Origin of the sequence: Mogibacterium timidum ATCC 33093 (assembly GCF_000525775.1) — a bacterium.
Lineage (GTDB): Bacteria > Bacillota > Clostridia > Peptostreptococcales > Anaerovoracaceae > Mogibacterium > Mogibacterium timidum.
In genome coordinates, this window is record NZ_JALU01000002.1 from 51,390 (window position 1) to 68,853 (window position 17,464).

A 17,464-nucleotide genomic window follows, 5' to 3' on the forward strand; every position below is an offset into this window, starting at 1 on the left:
TAAATATTTAAAACAGATTCTTTATATAAGTGCTGTATGCACTCCTCAGCTCTTCGACCATCTCCTGAATCTTTAGCTCATAATCAGCAGCCGCATCGTAGTCACGGTTGTCGAGAGCCTCGCGTGCCAGTGTCAGAAGCGACTTGCTGTCGATGGAGTCCTTGCCGAGCTCGATTCGGAGCGCATTGACTCTTCTCCAGTTCATTATATCATAATCGGTTGCCTCAAGCTCATTGTGTCTCTTCTTGCAGTTTCTGACAAAATCCATCGAATTTGGCAGAATCCTATCGCGGTACTCCATCACCCACTTCATCGACATCTGAGCACGGTACGACATCACCACGTCTCTGGCGGTATCATCTCCGCCGGTGATTTTGGCAATCTCCTCCTCGGTCGTGTCAAATGCTCTCAAATTCTCCCACACTGTAGCCGGAGCCTTTCCGAACAAACGTGTTCTCTCTTCCTTCGTGAAGCATTCAAACACATTGAGCTCGGTCCTGTATTCTCTGTCCCTCTCCAGATAGAAGTCCGCCTGTCCGGCCTTCTTGGAGATAGACTCTGCGAGCCCTCTTGGTGTCTTGCCGGCCGCCAGGACAGCCTCGATTCCGTCGAGCATAAGCATGAATGCAGCTCCGACAACCAGATATGTGTTGCTATGCGGATTAGGCGATCGGAGTTCGAATCTGGTAGCCATCGGGTTCTTCTGGTCTCTCACCAGGCCGATCAGAACCGTTCTGTTTCTGGACGGTGTCACGCAATCCTTACCGAGCGAAGTTACAATGCAGACCGGAGCTTCATATCCCGGCTTGAGCCTTCTAAACGCATCGTGAGTCTGTGCCACAAACGGATTGAGCAGCTCGTAATTCTTGAGGATTCCCATCAGAGCTCCAAAGCCTACAGGGCTCATGTACTCGTTCCGTCTATCCTTTGACTCGAACAGGTTGACCATCTCGCCTGACTTAAGCTTAGCCGATACGCCTAGGTGAGTGTGCTCTCCGCTGCCTGCCACGCCCGGCATCGGCTTGGCGAGGAAGGTTACCTCGAGGTTGTTTGCGCGGAACACATCTCTGACGATGTGCTTGATCTGACCTTCGTTATCTCCAGCCTGAACCGGGCTCGAGAATTTCCAGTCTATCTCCAGCTGCTCCATGATGTGGTCGTAATTTCCGGAGTTGCCCATCTTGGCTCTGACCCCGCCGACCTCTTTGTGTCCCATCTCTACGCCAAAGCCGTAGCGGTCGAGAATCTCAAGGGTCTGCTCGAGGGCTGTATTTACCGGTCCGATAGTCCTCTTCCAATATTGTTCCTTGAGCTCCTGTGAGGTGGACAGCTGATCTCTGTCCGCTTTGTCGTCCGGTGTCTTAACCCAGAACTCCAGCTCTGTCGCACTGGTCAGCGTTATCTCGTCGATGTCATCCACTGAACTGATGCCGTCCAGATAATCTACAACGTACGGGTATTTATGAAGCAGTCCCACAAGCCTGCTTGCGAACTTATCTATCGCTTCCTTGCAGAATATACGCGAACCGACCATTCTGTCGTTGTTGTGTCTGAGGAATGATGGGATTCTCAAAGTTCCGATTGGCAGACCTGTCGCATAATCCATGTTGCTGAAATTATACTCAACGTACCAGTTGACTTCCTTATCCGGAAGAATGTCTACTCTGGCATTTGCAAGGTTGGCAATCTCAGGAAGCGCAACACTGGATCCGTCCGTCTGAACTCCGTTTTCCAGCATTCTCCCCATATCGTCTATGAACGTCTTGATTGGAATCTTCTCATCTGTGAAATGACCTCCAAGGTCTACTCCCGCAAATGATACGAACTTAACCTCGGGGTGCGCTTTCAGCACCTCCTGTACCGACGCAATCCCATGCTCATCAGCCGGAATTGTAAAGAGCATCTTCTCCAGATCGAAGTTTATCATGTCTCTCTCCTTATCTAATAAAGTTCAAATTACTTGGTAAGCTGATCCAGATATCCTGACAGCTGATCTAAATATTCTCCATAAGCCTTCCAGTCACCTTCCTTCTGCGACTTGATGGCGTTATCGTAAGCTTCCTTGGCCTTGACAATCAGCTCGTCCTTGCTTGCGCCGGAGTTACCGCTCGACGCTGCTTGACTGCTTGTGCTGCCTGTATTCCCGGCACCATCACCGAACAGGTTCTCCAGCGCCTCATCGAGTGTTGATGCGTATGCAATCTTGTCGCCATACGCAACGATAACTCTTCTGACCTCCGGAATTGCCTGGTTAGAAGCCTCAAGGTATACCGGTTCGACGTACATGATGGAATTATTTACAGGAATTACAAACATGTCGCCGCGCCTATATGTTGTACCCGACGAATTCCAGAGCGAGAATTCCTTGGCGATCTCGGAGTTCTGGTCTATCTGCGCCTCGACCTGCATAGGACCGTACACTGTCTTGTTCTTAGGCAGCTTGTACACGACGAGCTTGCCGTATTCATCTCCGTCATTTCGCGCCATCATGATGGCTGTCATGTTCTGCTTGGACTTAGGTGTAAACGGAATCATATTGATAAATTCCGCTTTCTTCTCGCCCGGCAGGTTGAAGATGAAGAAGCTGGAGCTCATCTGCTTCTCCTTCGTGCCGTATATCTGATGGGCAACGTCCCACATGTCTTCCTTCTGGTAGAATACCTTGACCTCGTTCATGTGATACTTGGTATAAGCATTGGACTGAATATTGAGAAGCGTCGAAGGATATTTGAAATGCTTCCTGATTCCCGCAGGAACCTCATCACTGCTCTTAAACAGCGTTGGGTATATCTTGGCGTACGTCTTGGCAATAGGATCGTTGTTATCCACCACGTAGTAGTTCACATCGCCGTTGTAAGCGTCTACAACAACCTTAATTGAGTTCCTGATATAGTTCGTCGTTCCAATCTGACCGGAATATGGTTCAGAGTAAGGATAGTTGCTGCTGGTCGTGTAAGCGTCAATAATCCAATATAATTTGCCATCGACAACTGTCATATATGGATCCTTCTCGTAGTCGAGATAAGGCAAAATCTTGTTAACCCTCTCGAGTATGTTACGGTTGATGATGATCCTCGAATCCTTGTTGATGTTCGACGACACAAGCATCTGCATGCTGCCCTCTCTTATGGAGAAGAGCAACCTGTTGATAAATCCGAGCTTAATGCCCGCCTTACCCTTGTACCTGGTATACTTGTTAGCATTTCCGTCCGGATAATCGAACTCCTGCTCGTCGCCGTTAACTATGATGTAATTGTTGGTGAGCTCACCGAAGTATATCTCCGGTCTCCTGATCTTGATCTCCGGTATGCTTGACTCCGGCGGAATGTTCTTGATCATTACATCCGGCTGTCCGTTCGCCGTAACCGAGTTGACCTTGGACAGCGCTACTCCATACCCGTGAGTGTATTTGAGATGCTTGTTGATCCATGTGTCGCTGATTTTGTTCTCGTTAATTTCTCTAGTCGAAAGGTAGGCCTGTGTCTCTGAGCCGTTGATCTCGTATCTATCTACGTCGACGTCATTGAAGTCGTAGTACTGACGTATACTCTGCGTCTGATTGTAATAATCCTTTACAGGCTCATAATCGTTAATCCTGATATTGCTCATTGTCGGCTTGTTGTTAGCAATATCCGCTGCAGTCAGATTGTTATCCGCTGCAAAGGAATCCACCTTAATCTTGTCAAGTCCGTACGCGTGGTTCGTATACTCGATGTTGTTCTTGATATACTTGCTTTCCTTGTTGATCTCGTCAGGAGTTACTATCAGGCTCTGTACACCGAGCTTGAGTGCAGTGCCGATAACCAGTACGCCAATCATGATAGCGGGGATCCTTATCAGCTTCCGATACTCCTTCTTGTGCACGTGTCTGACAAGCGTGACAGCTCCGATAACGGAGAGAACTGTTATCAAGATATAAGCCTTCTGGGTAATAGCGATATCTGTAAATCCTGCGCCATAGACCGTGCCTGTGTGTGCATGCAGCAGGGTAAACTGCTTGAGCACAAAATGTATTCCGAGCATGATATAGAAGATAACACCCAGAATCATCGCCTTTCCGGACGCCAGGCTGAACAGATGATCGATGTTGAGGCGGTTGACCTCTCGCCTCTTCGCTCTTCCCTTCCTGTTCTCCTTGGTGACGCCCTTGACAAACTTGCGAGCCATATCTTCGAAGGGATCTCTGCGCTCAAACGGTATGCTGTTATCCGATCTGTCGTAGTTCTCACGCTCCTCGTCAGCTGTATTTCCAAACTCCTCAAAATTATCATCTCTATCGAATCTGTCGAAGATATCCGGTGTCCTGACGGACAGCAGGATTGCATAGTAGATGAGAGTTACGATTACGACTCCGACGATAACGAAAATCGCAATCGAGTTGAGCTTGGTAAGGAACTCGAGCTTGAACACATAAAAAGATATATCCAATCCGAATATCGGATCCTTGAGGCCAAACTTCGTAGAATTTGCGAACATCAGGAATGACTGCCATGTGTTTGTGGCGGAAACAACTGCAGCAATGAGACCAAACACCACTGAAACCACCCAAGACAGCACGTTGAGTCTGTGCATGTTGGGAATCTCATGTGACTCTATCTTGCTGAAATAGCCCTTACGAAGACTGTTGAGGTACAGTCTAACCAGTAGTCCGGCGATTATGAATATCGGAATACCGAGCTTAACCTCTGTCAGAATCTGTGTCCAGAATACCCTCGTGAAGCCCAGCTCGCTGAACCACATCCAATCAGTCAGGAAGCCTACGCAGGTGCCGAGCACAATCAGAATCAGAAGCACAAACAGCAGAACGCTACGTAATCTCTTGCCGCGCTTCTTTTTACCTGAGTGGTCCTCCGACCTTTTAAATTTTCCAAAATTATCCAGTATACGCATGATTTTCTCCAAAAACCACATAATGCAGCGGTAGCTGTTAAGCCTGCCGCTGCATTTACGTTTAAATTACCCTTACAATAGCAATTCAGATTTATCACCCAGCGATGCGAAATTTGTAAATTTTCCAATGATTCCGCTAATCTGTTGGGCGATACCGCTATCCGGTGCAAAGTTGAGTATCAGTATTACCACCAGCAGCAGAACCAGTAATATCGCTACAATTACCGCTATTACAGTGAGCACACCGCCTTTGCCTACTTCTTCATCATCGTCGTCATCGACAACTGTAGGATCTGCTGCACTTGCTGCGATAACAGCCTTCTGAACGGGTGAGCTAACCAAGGTGGTGGCAGGCGTAACAGGCTCAGTCACGTTTGCACTCATGCTCAGCTCTGATCCTTCCTCATTCTTAGCAGCCTCAAGCTTAGCCGACTCTGCCTTAACTGCAGCCTCAACAGTCTCATGATGACCCTCAACTGCAGGAGTCTCCTCAGTCTCGTTCTCATCCTGATAGTCCGCAAGCACGTCTTCCATCAAAGTGTAATCTGCGCTTCCGTCCTGCAGCTTCTTGTACTCTTCATCGAGCAGCTGCTGGAATTCTTCGTTCTTGCGATATAGAGTATAGAATTTGTCGATCTTACGAGTTGCCTCCATACTCTTGTCATCTACGTCTTCTCCAAAGAGGTCTTTCTGAAGGTCATCAATCGACATAACCTCTTCCTGCGTCGGAGTATCTGTATCATCAGCAACTGCATAATTATTAGCATCTGCAACATCATCTGCCGAGAACAGTATATTTGCCTCTTCATCCGGTTCACCATCTATAGTGTCAAAGCCAAGTCCGGCAAGCTCTGTTTCTGCACTTGTAAGTCCGCCCTTTGCGGTCGAAGCGTCCTTGCCAAGCGCTGCTGCAGATTTTGTCTCGGCTGCAGGCGCAGCAGTCGGTGCTGCAACCGGCTCGTTTGTCAGCTCTTCAACTGATACGATGTCTCTAGACGGCAGCTCAACAGTTTCAGATGGATCTTTGCCGAGTAGCTCAGCTAATCTCCTCTGAAGATTTGCAATCTCGCTCTCGATTTCCTTAGCTACTGCAGACTCAGCATCTGCCGTTGCAACTACTGCACCATTTGCTGCCCCGGCCTTAACCTCAACTGCCGCTTCAGAAGCCTGTGTAATCGGCGCCTTGACATCCGTCTCAGCTTCTACTGCTGAAACCACAGGTGCTTCAACCTTAGTCTCTGCCGACTTCACTTCATCACCGGAAGCGTCCCCCATATAGAGCTCGGAATAGTTCACCGGCTCATCATAAGGAACATCTATATCCTCGTCACCAAACGTGAAATCATCAACCTCGACATCCTTAAGCTCTGTCTTAGGTGCGAGATCATACTCTGTTTCCGGTTCCTTGCTGTCGTCTGTAACCTCATCGTACGAGAATGTCTCCGGTTCATCGTCGTCATCCTCATCGTCAAGCTCTACGTCTTCAGCTGCACGCTCCTCGGCACGTGAGACTCTACTTGGCGTCACGTAGTCGAGATACTGACTTAAAGTTTCTTCGTCCTCATCTGTGTCTTTGATATCTACATCGAAGTTAAACAGGTCATCGTCGGTCTTGTCTGCCGGCTCTTCGTCCTTGTCATCGCTTCCGTGCATAAACTTGGACAGCTCGGACTCAAATTCATCCTCCGGAAGCTTAAACTCATCTCTGGTCTCAGCCGCTGAAACGTGAACCATGTCGTCAACAAAGTTATGTGGCGGCTCTGCCCGGAACACCTCCTCGTGCGACTTGCGACGAGCGTTGATATACTCATCGAAATCAGCCGAAGCTGCATCGAGTCTATCCGAAGCTTCCTTCTCACCTGATTCTGCTGCTTTCTCGTTCTGCTCGAGCTCAGCAACTATATCATCCTTGAGTTCTGTATAACCATGTGTATGTTCTCTGTCTGCGTCAGGAAGAATCGGTTCGCTGTAGTCAAAATCGTCAGCAGTCGACGCATCTTCAGCTGCCTTAGCCGCCTTCTCCCGTTCTTTCTTCTCCTGCTTCATAACCTCGATAAAATTCATCGTGCGTCCACGCCCGGCTGCCGGAGCAGCGGCAGAATCGCGCTTAATCATTTCCTCGAGCGGATCAACTGTCTCGGTCTTAACCTCGGGCTCGGCTGTCTTAGGCGCTTCCCACCCGGTATTGAATGCATTGAACGAATGAGTTGCCGTCTCCGTGTCTCCATCGTCTATGCCGGTTGTCTCCCAAGGCGATCTGACGTTTCTCACAGGTTTCTTATGACTCTCCTCGATCACCGAGCTCCAATCAAAAGAGACTGAAGAGACTGAGCCGGTTTTCTTCTTAGGCGCTGTAACTTCGGAGTCTACAGCTCCGAAACCAAAGTCGAACTTCGTAGAAGATTCGCTCTTGTCCATCATATTTCCTTCTGTATTCGACGAACTAAATGCTGTATGTTCGTGTACTGACTGTTCTGCATCGGGATTGATTCTTGCACCACATACGCTGCAAAATCTAGCGCCCTCTGCTACTTCGTTGCCACAATTGCTACAGAACATTATTACCTCCCAAATTGCTTAAGCACACACTTGATATACCATCCAGCATGCCCGGTTGTTAATCTTCTATAAAGATTCATTGGAAATTATACATCAAGGAAATATTAATATCAAGATTTCGCTTGCAATTAGTGGAATTTGCGCACTATATGAGTTAATTATCGGTAAATTATCCTGATTTTGCACTATCCTTTTGTGTTTCGATTCCGAGGCTATTTAATTGCACCGCGGCGATGGTGCTGCTCCCACGCTTTATTGACTGTCTCCGCCAATTCATTTATATAGCTGTATAATAGCGCACCGGCTCGATCATGATCTTGGATCAACGCCGGTAGTTCTTAGCAATCTTTATTGTTGCCGGCGGATACAGGCGGATACTTTTTTCAAAAAATCCCATTATTATGCTTGACGAGATATTAAATCGATGCTAGAATACATAAGCTGTCAGGCAGACAAATTAATATGTGTGATTAGCTCAGCTGGCAGAGCACCTGACTCTTAATCAGGGTGTCCAGGGTTCGAACCCCTGATCACGCACCACGCAAAACACCGCAATTCCAATGAGTTGCGGTGTTTTTCTGGGTCTATACCTTTCTTTGTGGTTTAAGGGGTAGCTATTCCGCAGATTGGGGTCTAAAATACACCGTGCCTATGTCAGCTTTTGTGGTGTAAGTGCGGTGCTTTTTCCCTTTGCCATGCTATCATTTTTGGGGAATCGAGAAAGCATGAAAGGAACTTAATAAATATACGAAAAAACTTATCATAAATATGTTTAACCTGGAACAGCATATATTGAACAACTGGATATTATATCGTGCGGTAATGAGAGTTTTGTAACTATTACATTACAAGTTAAACCTGCTGTTTGCCCTCGATGTAGTAACTACTCCAGCATAATCTACGATTTTTCTCATTAGTTCATAAATGCACAAGATTGTCAGTTAAGTATGTTAGTATTGATATGTGGAATACTTTATAGAGATATTGTCTCTGAGTATTTTCCTAAAGCAGTGATTTGCGTTGACAGTTTTCATGTCATACGAATGATTAATCATGCTCTTGCAGCTAAGCTCCTTTTGCCGAATGGCCTTCTATTTTTTAATTTTTTGCCACATATGCATTATCATCTAACACTTGTTTCTCAATAGTATTTTTTATTTTTACACCCAAAGCCAATACCGTTTCCATATCGGATACCGTACCTGTTCCGAAAGGGTTGAACGACGTATTCCCTGTAATAGTTCTGTATTCTTTTGGCCTGGCTCTAAATGATATATTATCTTCTTCAGTTCCTATATCTACATGGACCAGCTTATCGTTTGAAGCTTTTATTTTACAGGACAGGATTTTACCCGACACAACTTCCTTTTCATTTTTCCAAATTCTTATACTGAGCTCGTCTAAATTCACAACAAATTTATTTGCTGCATTTTTCCGAGCTTTCTTAATCAAAAAATATGTCAGATACAGTGCCGGCACAAATACAAAAGCTCTAAAGAGTAGCGGTGCGCTTCTGAAAGAAGCATACATTTCTGAATAAAATATTATCAAATAAGTTGTCAGCGCGGGAAGCAAAATACTTACCGGCAAGCATAACCCCATAACAATATCATCCTTTGATGTCCCGGCTACAAATTCAAACCTCTTCATTTTGTTTTATCCACTAATATCATCCTTCTACTACAATTTCAAATTCTCCAGCTTGTTGTCCTGTCGCTTTATCTTGCGCGTAGTCGTCCTGACGAAGTCCTCCTTGCGCACGTAGACCTCGCGTATACGCTTGAATGGGGCGAGTCCCATATTCAGCTCAGTGATCACGCCCTTGAGCAATGTCTCCAGCTCACCGTCCGCCGGAACGCTACCGAGCTCGTACTTTATCTCATCCTTGTCAGGCAGCAGCTGCACTGCAACCACGTCCTCGGCTTTGCCGGACGCAAAAACCATCGAATCGGAGATATAAGGATGTCTGTTGATATAATCCTCGATTTCCTCCGGATAAATGTTCTCCCCGGCCTTTGTGACGATTACGTTCTTGGCGCGTCCTGTCAGGAACAGCCAACCATCCTTATCAAAATATCCGACGTCCCCGGTTCTCAGCCAGCCGTCCTCAAGCACTGCCGAAGTCTCCTCGGGAAGGTTGTAGTAACCAAGCATGACATTTGGCCCCTTGTAGATGATCTCTCCGACACCTTTGGCGTCCGGGTTGATGATGCGCACGATACCTGTCTCGACCGGAACTCCAACCGAGCCTGACTTATCGTACCTGGTCTTAGCAGAGCTCTGCGGAGTGCCTGTGATCAGCGGCGTGCATTCCGTCATACCGTAGCCCTGAAGCACGATGATACCGAAGTCTTCAAAATCCCTGCAAATATCAGGTGCCAGTGCTGCAGCTCCCGTGATAACTATGCGCAGCTTGCCGCCGAGCTCGTTGATAATCTGCTTGAATACTGTCCTGCTGACGTTGATACCGAACCTGCGTGCATTGCGGCTAGCCTTAACGGCTCTCCTGAACGTCTTCTCCTTACCGGACTTTTTGATAGTCTTCATGATGCGACCGTGAATCATCTCCAGCACCCTCGGTACTACGATGACTACGGTATTCTGCGCCTCGTGCATGTTCTTAACTATATATTTCATGCCCTCGCAGAACGCTGTGCTGGCTCCGCGGTAGAGTACCAGCAGCATTCCCAGTGTACATTCGTACGTATGATGGATAGGCAGGATTGACAGCGTCTTGTCCCACGGATGGATGTTGGCGATACGGCACACGTCCATGATGTTGACCGTGATATTTCGGTGGCTGAGCACCACACCCTTAGGGGTGCCGGTCGTTCCCGATGTAAACAGGATTACCGCCATGTCGTCAGGATTAAGCTCTGCATCCGTGAATGCAGTGTTACCCTTCTTCAGCTCAGCTTCGCCCTGCATTAACAAATCTCTCCAGCGGTATAACCTTCTACCGATTCTTTCAAATGCACTTGTATCCTTGAGCAGCGATTCCGGCTTCGCGTCGAGAGACGTTCTATCCCCGTAGAACTCGGTGACTATCAGGTTCTCGATTGTGATGATATTTGACAGCTTGAAAGCGCATTCTGCCGAGCACACAACCGTATGGCAGTTTGCAGCATCCAGCAGATTCTTGATCTCATCTCCGCTGAGATCCTTATCGATCGGTACGACAACCATTCCCGAATTCATGGTTGCCAGATATGAAGCAATCCACTCATAGCTGCCCTCGCCGATAACCGCAACGCGGCGTTCGTCATCGACTAACTGCAGCAACATAGTTCCAAGTGCTTCAACGTCGTGAGCCAGCAGTTCATACGAGATGGGCAGATATTCTCCACCTCTCTCGGCTTTGACCCAAAAGGCCGCTCTCTCACTGTATCGCTCTACGCTACCATTCAGCAGATCCTTGAGCGTAGTCATCTCTCTGATATCCTTGTACCAATAACGACCGCATTCCGAGCCCCTTCGTTCAATGAAGTCATTTGCCCCAAACGGCTTTGACACGGATTCTGCTGCAGCTCCGGCTTCAATCACACTGTTGTTCTCATTCATGGCAAGCTCCCCCTGCTCGTTTTCCCTATTTTCAGAGTTTCGTCCTATATGATATCACAAATTTTATATAAAAATAAGGCGCACGTTCTTTGTACGAAACTTTCGCATCGCTTTGTGTGCGGAATTTTCACACAGACTTTAGATTCAATTTAGACGTGTTTGGTACAATCAGCTCTGTAAGTTATTCTGAACGTAAGGAGACTGTATGAATTATACTAAGATTAGAACGACTGCACACATCGTGTCACTCATATGCTTACTACTCATTTTCGTAGTATCTACGAGCAAGTATGTTGCAGCTGCTACTCAATCTGATTCTACTCGTACCGGCATCCCCGCTAAGATAACTGCTCAGCACAAGCAGGAATCCGACATTCCAGATTGCACTGAGATCGAAGTTGCTGTCGATGCTGCTTCCGTATCTCTTCCTAACATAGCAGATGCAGCAGCAGATAGGGTCGCTGATCATGCGACCGCCAGCACGTATTCAGCTCCTTTGGTTGCAACCGGAAACAGCAAGATCAAGGAAGCCGAAGAACAGAAGAAGGAAGAATCCAGGAAAAAGGCTGCAGAAGAGGCTAAAGCAGGTGGTTCAAGCCGTGACGGCTCTGTTACTTACACTTACAACGGAAGCATTCTCAGCAAGTCCAGAGGCACCAACAATGGACCTTCGGGCAAGGAGACTTACTACAACCTCAACATGTCGAGAGTGGTTGCTGCTATGAGCAGATACGGGTATTCGTCCTCAGACTACTGGGTCAGAGCAGATGGAGCTAAGATGCTCGGCAAATATGTAATGGTTGCTGCTAACTATAATAAACACCCTAAGGGTTCTCTGGTTGCTACATCACTTGGAACCGGAATCGTCTGTGATACAGGAGGTTTTGCAGCGAGTCATCCAACTCAGATAGACATCGCGACAAATTGGTAAGCTTTTAGGGCTTTAATGTTGGCATTTGCACAAGCAAAGGCTCCCATGATCCTAGCGCCGAATGGATGTCAAACGATAAACCTCTATACTATAGATTTATATAGCTGATGCGGGTTTTTGTTAAAATAAGAAGCTGTACGTGCTTACCACCGGCTTGTGTGCCGCTTACAGCAGCAGGAGTTTTTGTTAAAATAAGAGACTGTACATGTTTTGTGCAAACTACAAGCGCTGATATAGGATTTGTTAAAAATTACGGATGGGCAAGAACCGCTTTTTCGGTTTCTGCCCACTCTTCAATAATACAGCAGTTTAGTCAGATTCATAAGGTCTGCCTAAAACAAGCTTATTTATATTATAGGTTTTTCCTGCCGGGCGTTCTTCAAAACAGATTCCCGGCGGGGAAGGCTGTTTCTTCGGTAGGTGAATAGCGCAATCATTCTTCATTGTTGTGCTCGGAATATTGTAAATTTTCATTCACACTGCCCCTTTTCAGATTCTTTTATGATAAAATCCAACCTATGAAAATTTTAGTAATTGTGATGTTTATACTCATGTACGTTGTGATGATCTTCTTCCAGAAATTCCGCGTGCATGCCGCGTTGATTTCAGCAGCGGTTTTTTTAATAGCCGGTGTAATGTCACTGAGCACTGCGATTCAATCTGTGAACTGGAATATCCTGCTGATGATATCCGGCACGATGATTCTCGTGCATTATTTCATCGATTCAAAGATGCCGAACAAGCTTGCCGACATACTTCTGGACAGGTCAAAAAACATGATGATGGTCATCATCTTCATGTCCCTTTTCTCCGGATTTATTTCCGCATTTGTTGACAATGTTGCAACGGTTCTAATGGTTGCGCCTGTAGGACTCGCCATCTGCCGCAAGCTCAATGTATCTCCGGTTCCGATGACTCTATCGATCGCAGTTTCTTCAAATCTGCAGGGGGCGGCAACACTCGTTGGAGATACGACTTCAATGATGCTCGCTTCTTATGCAAAGATGGATTTCTCATCCTTCTTCATATTCCACGGAAAACCGGGGATGTTCTTTGCCGTTGAATTGGGAGCTCTTGCGACAGTACCTGTTATGATGGTGTTATTTAGAAAAAGCAAACAACCTGTTGAGGCTAAAGAATTTACTGAGATCAAGAATATAGTTCCAACCTACATGTTGATCGGATTGATAGCAACACTGATATTCGTGTCATTCTTTCCTAACAAGCCGGATATGACGAACGGCGCCATCTGCATGACGTTTGCAGTCGTTTCCATCATTATCGACTATGCGAGAACAAGAGATGGAGACCGTACAATCGCAGCTTTGAACGGCGCGGATATAGAGACACTGCTCCTGTTGTTCGGACTGTTTATCATAATTGCCGGGCTTACCGAAGCAGGTGTGATAAGAGACATTTCAAATCTTATCGTGCGCACAGGTGGGAACAATATGTTTCTCCTATACACTATTATCGTCTGGGGTTCAATACTCATCTCGGCATTTGTCGACAATATCCCATACGTTGCAACCATGCTCCCTGTCTTGCAGGGTGTAACCGCTTCGTTGGGTATCGACCCGACAATGCTGTATTTCGGGTTGCTCTGCGGAGCAACGCTGGGCGGCAACCTCACTCCGGTCGGAGCATCTGCAAATATCACTGCGGTGGGGATTCTCCGCAAGAACGGCGAGATAGTAACCTTTGCCGACTTCATGAAGATCGGTGTTCCGTTTACGCTGACGGCTGCTACAGTCGGATATGTATTTATCTGGTTCGTATACAGCTAGGCAGACATATAAATATTCACCAAAGGTGAGTCTATATCCTCTTTTTGTGAATTTAACGACTGCATCTAAACGATGCTGCCCCTGCTCCGACTTGCCGCAGCAATATCAATCTTCCGCATAGCAGTCATTAAGAGCAGGCTTTATTTAACTTGCTATTTACCAAGCTTCCTGAGCACCTCTATCAGACTCAAATCCGAATCGTAAACCGGCTTTCCGGCGGTATTGAGCTCACCGATCGACACATTCTTATTCTTTCCGTGAAAGTCGCTGCCTCCGCTGACGAGCAAGCCTCTCTCTCGAGCCATCTCGATCAGCATGGATATCTCCGCTTCGTCATATCTGGAATAGTAGCATTCGAGACCCTGAATTCCGAGGGTCTGCAGGATATCCAGTCTACTCTCGAGTTCGGCTCTGCCCATGTGCTTCTCGTTCTCACCACCCAGCGGATGTGCCCAGACGGCAATTCCCCCGGACCTTCGGATAGCCCGTATCGCCTGCGCTGCGGGGATCCTGTTGTCAACTCCAAATTCCAGATACCTGTTTATAACCTCAGTTCTGGTTCCCGGGATACCTCGCCTCATCAGAATGTTGGCGATATGCGGCTTGCCGGCAGCCGGAATCGCTTCCAGCTCACCTATCTCATTGGCGGTCAACTCTATACCATTCACCTCCTTGAGGTGCTCTATCCTGATAGCCAGCTTAGCCTCACGCTTGGCTTCGGCTTCCGTGAGAGCCTCTACGAAGGCCGGATGTGTCTCATCGTACGAGTATCCGAGGATATGGCATTTGATAGTGCCGGATTTGCAAGAGAATTCTATCCCTCTGTAAAATTCCATCCCCTTCGGAACCATGTCTGCCACTCGAGTCGCCCCGGCTACCGTGTCGTGATCGGTAAGCGAGAATACTCTCACCCCAGACGCCTGCACTCTGCGCACGACCTCCTCCGGACTGTAAGATCCGTCGGATGCGTTGGTGTGCAGATGCATGTCGACCAACAGTTGATCCTCCTTCAATGCCTACACCAACCTTTCAATTCAAACTTTGCTTAAACTGCAGGACAGCTACTTCTCCGGTTCAAACTTCATGCCTTTAGTCTTGGCCACTTCCTTGCCCTCGGCGCTAAATACAGCTTCGACACCCTTCTGCTTCTTGATGAAGGCCTTGCCGCCGTCGACACCCTTCATAAGACAAATTGTGCTCATAGCATCGACATCCATCGAACGACCTTTCTTTGCTACCAGGCTGACTGCTTCAAGTTTAGTCTCTGCCGGATAGCCAGTCCTGCTGCTCAGCACGTGATGATAGATCTTGCCGCCCTGCTTGAACTGCCTCTCGTAGATTCCCGAGGTTACGACCGTCTGATCTTCGGCCTTTGTTGTACCGATTATCTCTGTCCTGTCTGTAAAAGGTTTCTCGATACCTATAACGAAATCGCTGCCGTCCGGCTTACCTCCAATAGTCACAATATTGCCGCCGAGGTTGATAACCGCCGAGGTTACACCCTCCTGCTCCAGCACCTTGGTTATCTCGTCTGCAACATAACCCTTGGCGATTCCTCCCAGATCAAGCTTGGCCTGCGGGTCAGCCAATCTGATCTTGTTGCCGTCAAACTGCACGTTCTTGTAGTTGACATGCTTCAGTGCCTCGGAAATTTTGGAAGAATCGGGAACCTGCGGATTTTCCGCCTGAAAATTCCACAGACCCGATACGGAGCCGATGGTAATATCGAAGTCGCCGTCGGACAGCTCGCCGTATTTGACACCTGCCTTTACGACCTTCAGGGTATCCTTCCCTACAGTAACCCAGTTTCCGCCGGCATTGTTGATCCGGCTGACCTCACTGGAATCGATGGTGTTGCTGAGCGTGTTCTCAAGCTCGCGGCAGCGGTTGTAAGCCTTGTCAATAGCCTTGTTGGCGCGATCCGCATCCAGTCCGCCCTTCATATCGTATACAGATAGCTTGCAGACAGTATCCAGATAGAAGCCCTCCTTTGAAATCGGCTCAACATCCTTGGTGTTATGGCATGCGGTCTGTGTTATAATTACCGTTGCGATTATTATGAATAATAATGAAAGTTTTATGGTTTGTCTTTTAATTCTTATCAATGTAGTACCTCATATCGTGGGGTGACGGGGAATAACATATAATGATCAAAGGATTTGTAAGAAAAGCTGATATTGTCCTCTTCATCATCCTCATATCGTGTGGTATCGCCTCATCAGTATGGCTCAGCATGACAAGCCATTCGGGTGACAAGGTGAATGTGACAGTAGACGGCAGAGAGTACGGTGTGTACAAGCTGTCCGAGGATAGAACAATCGCTATCAAGCGAGGCAATAAGCTCAACATAGTCAAAATAAAACACGGTTCCGTGACGATGTCCGAAGCGTCGTGCAACAATCAGGTATGCGTCAAGCATAAATCGATCAGCAAAACCGGCGAGAGCATCATCTGCCTGCCTAACAAGGTGGTCGTTGCAATCAGCGGAAAGGGGGCGAACAGGTATGACTCGGTCTCGAGCTAAACGCTCAAAGGGTTCACAGCTCGGCACACCGCGCGGCCGCAGCAAAAGTGTCGCAACCGTTGCGCTGCTTGCATCTCTAGCGCTAATTCTATCGTATGTCGAAGCTATTATACCATATACACCGGGGATTCCGGGCATCAAATTAGGGATAGCTAACTTGGTTGCAGTGGTTGCGCTCTACAAGCTGTCTGCCAAGCATGCGCTTCTGTTAAGTTCCATTCGTGTTGTAGTTGCAGGTCTGCTCTTCACGGGAGTTTTTGGCATGCTGTACTCACTCGCAGGTGCGACAATCAGCCTTATCGGAATGATCCTGCTCAAGAAAACCGACATCTTCAGCGTCACCGGTGTCAGCATGGCCGGAGGCTTCCTGCACAACATGGGGCAGCTGATGATAGCAGCTATCCTGATTCAAGATATAAGGATCTTCTACTATCTGCCGGTGCTGATGATATCGGGGACCGTCGCGGGAATTGCTATAGGTATTGCGTCGGAGATGGTGATAAGACGTGTGAAGCTTATATAATAGCATTCGCTATTGTATTTCCGTGGTTATGTCCTATACTCTGTTGTCCTAATACCTTATATATAATCATGCCGCCAGTCGGCTTGCTGCCCGTATTCCACAGACCGCGCAGGTCGAGCCACTTGTACTCGCTGTAAGTGACAGCTTTTACCTTAAGCCCCTCAAGTGTCTCCTCGTATCCGTTGACGAGATACCAGTGCCACACGTACTCCTCATATCGCTTGTCCTTATGCCTGAGAGTCAGGAACGGTATGGGAAGTCCCGCGTCTATCTGCAGCTTGACCTTTTCCGCAGCCACCTTGTAGGGGTTATCGCCTCCAAAAGCATCCACCGCTATCCGCTCTTCCCCGGCATCACGCAGGTATCTGCTGTAACCGTCTACATATATGGATAGCTTGTTGATGCCCGTCAGTCTCGGACTTAGATATGGCTCCATGATGTGAGCAAAATCCACGTACTCCTTCCTGTTTATCTCCTTGCAATCGAAGGGATATAGCTCGGTCATGCCAAATTCACGCGCAAAATAAATGCTGCTCTCGCACGCTGTCTCCGCACCGCAGCCACCGAGCCGCATCCAGTAGGTTCGGAACCAATCCTGGTTGCCGCCATATGAATTCCCTATGTAATGATGATTTAATTCACTCTTCATACCCTATAATCCCCATCTGCAATTATCTGTCAGCAATCTA

At 47.6% G+C, this 17,464-nt stretch carries 14 protein-coding genes and 1 tRNA gene; 6 read left to right on the top strand and 9 right to left on the bottom strand.

Translation table 11 applies throughout. The features are described 5' to 3' along the window. Positions 1-7: 7 nt before the first annotated feature. From HMPREF0581_RS00380 to HMPREF0581_RS00390, 3 genes are all read right to left on the bottom strand, one after another. Entirely contained in the window at positions 8-1,927 is a 1,920-nt protein-coding gene (locus HMPREF0581_RS00380) for a type I glutamate--ammonia ligase (protein ID WP_009643769.1), read from the bottom strand. 29 nt (positions 1,928-1,956) lie between these two features. Beyond that, positions 1,957-4,890 carry a UPF0182 family membrane protein gene (locus HMPREF0581_RS00385; RefSeq protein WP_009643756.1) on the bottom strand — a complete coding sequence of 978 codons (2,934 nt, stop codon included), beginning with the start codon at positions 4,888-4,890 and terminating at the stop codon, positions 1,957-1,959. Positions 4,891-4,962: 72 nt separating this feature from the next. Next, positions 4,963-7,449 (bottom strand): zinc ribbon domain-containing protein, encoded by a 2,487-nt coding sequence (locus HMPREF0581_RS00390; protein WP_009643772.1) that lies wholly within the window; start codon positions 7,447-7,449, stop codon positions 4,963-4,965. A 464-nt stretch (positions 7,450-7,913) separates the two neighbouring features. Here HMPREF0581_RS00390 and HMPREF0581_RS00395 point away from each other — a divergent pair. Both HMPREF0581_RS00395 and HMPREF0581_RS09065 read left to right on the top strand, forming a co-directional pair. Beyond that, a tRNA-Lys gene (locus tag HMPREF0581_RS00395) sits at positions 7,914-7,989 on the top strand. Positions 7,990-8,396: 407 nt separating this feature from the next. Then, the gene (locus HMPREF0581_RS09065) at positions 8,397-8,597 is read left to right on the top strand and encodes a transposase (RefSeq protein WP_083844312.1); all 201 of its coding nucleotides are present in this window, start codon (positions 8,397-8,399) and stop codon (positions 8,595-8,597) included. Here the strand turns inward: HMPREF0581_RS09065 and HMPREF0581_RS00400 are convergent. Then, the gene (locus HMPREF0581_RS00400) at positions 8,548-9,099 is read right to left on the bottom strand and encodes a hypothetical protein (RefSeq protein ID WP_036379295.1); all 552 of its coding nucleotides are present in this window, start codon (positions 9,097-9,099) and stop codon (positions 8,548-8,550) included. The genes HMPREF0581_RS09065 and HMPREF0581_RS00400 overlap by 50 nt on opposite strands. A 30-nt stretch (positions 9,100-9,129) precedes the next feature. Further along, a complete protein-coding gene (locus HMPREF0581_RS00405; RefSeq protein ID WP_009643767.1) occupies positions 9,130-11,010 on the bottom strand; it encodes an AMP-dependent synthetase/ligase in 1,881 nt (626 codons plus the stop codon). A 205-nt stretch (positions 11,011-11,215) separates the two neighbouring features. On the opposite strand from HMPREF0581_RS00405, the gene HMPREF0581_RS00410 reads away from it, so the two are divergent. After that, the gene (locus HMPREF0581_RS00410; protein WP_036379297.1) at positions 11,216-11,941 is read left to right on the top strand and encodes a hypothetical protein; all 726 of its coding nucleotides are present in this window, start codon (positions 11,216-11,218) and stop codon (positions 11,939-11,941) included. 309 nt (positions 11,942-12,250) lie between these two features. Here HMPREF0581_RS00410 and HMPREF0581_RS08670 read toward each other — a convergent pair whose 3' ends face one another. Continuing rightward, positions 12,251-12,415, bottom strand: coding sequence for a hypothetical protein (locus tag HMPREF0581_RS08670; RefSeq protein WP_009643735.1), 165 nt, complete (start codon positions 12,413-12,415; stop codon positions 12,251-12,253). Positions 12,416-12,459: 44 nt separating this feature from the next. On the opposite strand from HMPREF0581_RS08670, the gene HMPREF0581_RS00415 reads away from it, so the two are divergent. Next, the gene (locus tag HMPREF0581_RS00415; protein WP_009643755.1) at positions 12,460-13,728 is read left to right on the top strand and encodes an ArsB/NhaD family transporter; all 1,269 of its coding nucleotides are present in this window, start codon (positions 12,460-12,462) and stop codon (positions 13,726-13,728) included. Between the two features lie 152 nt (positions 13,729-13,880). Here the strand turns inward: HMPREF0581_RS00415 and HMPREF0581_RS00420 are convergent, their stop codons facing one another. Further along, entirely contained in the window at positions 13,881-14,714 is an 834-nt protein-coding gene (locus HMPREF0581_RS00420) for a PHP domain-containing protein (protein ID WP_242835176.1), read from the bottom strand. A 75-nt stretch (positions 14,715-14,789) separates the two neighbouring features. After that, complete coding sequence (locus tag HMPREF0581_RS00425) at positions 14,790-15,833, bottom strand: FAD:protein FMN transferase (protein WP_051426853.1); 1,044 nt, start codon at positions 15,831-15,833, stop codon at positions 14,790-14,792. 41 nt (positions 15,834-15,874) lie between these two features. Here HMPREF0581_RS00425 and HMPREF0581_RS00430 point away from each other — a divergent pair, with 41 nt between their 5' ends. After that, on the top strand, positions 15,875-16,252 hold the full coding sequence (locus tag HMPREF0581_RS00430; protein WP_036379305.1) for a NusG domain II-containing protein: 378 nt from the start codon (positions 15,875-15,877) through the stop codon (positions 16,250-16,252). Beyond that, positions 16,233-16,775 carry a Gx transporter family protein gene (locus HMPREF0581_RS00435; RefSeq protein ID WP_036379307.1) on the top strand — a complete coding sequence of 181 codons (543 nt, stop codon included), beginning with the start codon at positions 16,233-16,235 and terminating at the stop codon, positions 16,773-16,775. The genes HMPREF0581_RS00430 and HMPREF0581_RS00435 overlap by 20 nt, the downstream gene beginning before the upstream one ends. Here HMPREF0581_RS00435 and HMPREF0581_RS00440 read toward each other — a convergent pair. Beyond that, positions 16,768-17,424 (bottom strand): hypothetical protein, encoded by a 657-nt coding sequence (locus tag HMPREF0581_RS00440; RefSeq protein ID WP_036379310.1) that lies wholly within the window; start codon positions 17,422-17,424, stop codon positions 16,768-16,770. The two genes, HMPREF0581_RS00435 and HMPREF0581_RS00440, sit on opposite strands and share 8 nt — an antisense overlap. Positions 17,425-17,464: the final 40 nt, after the last annotated feature.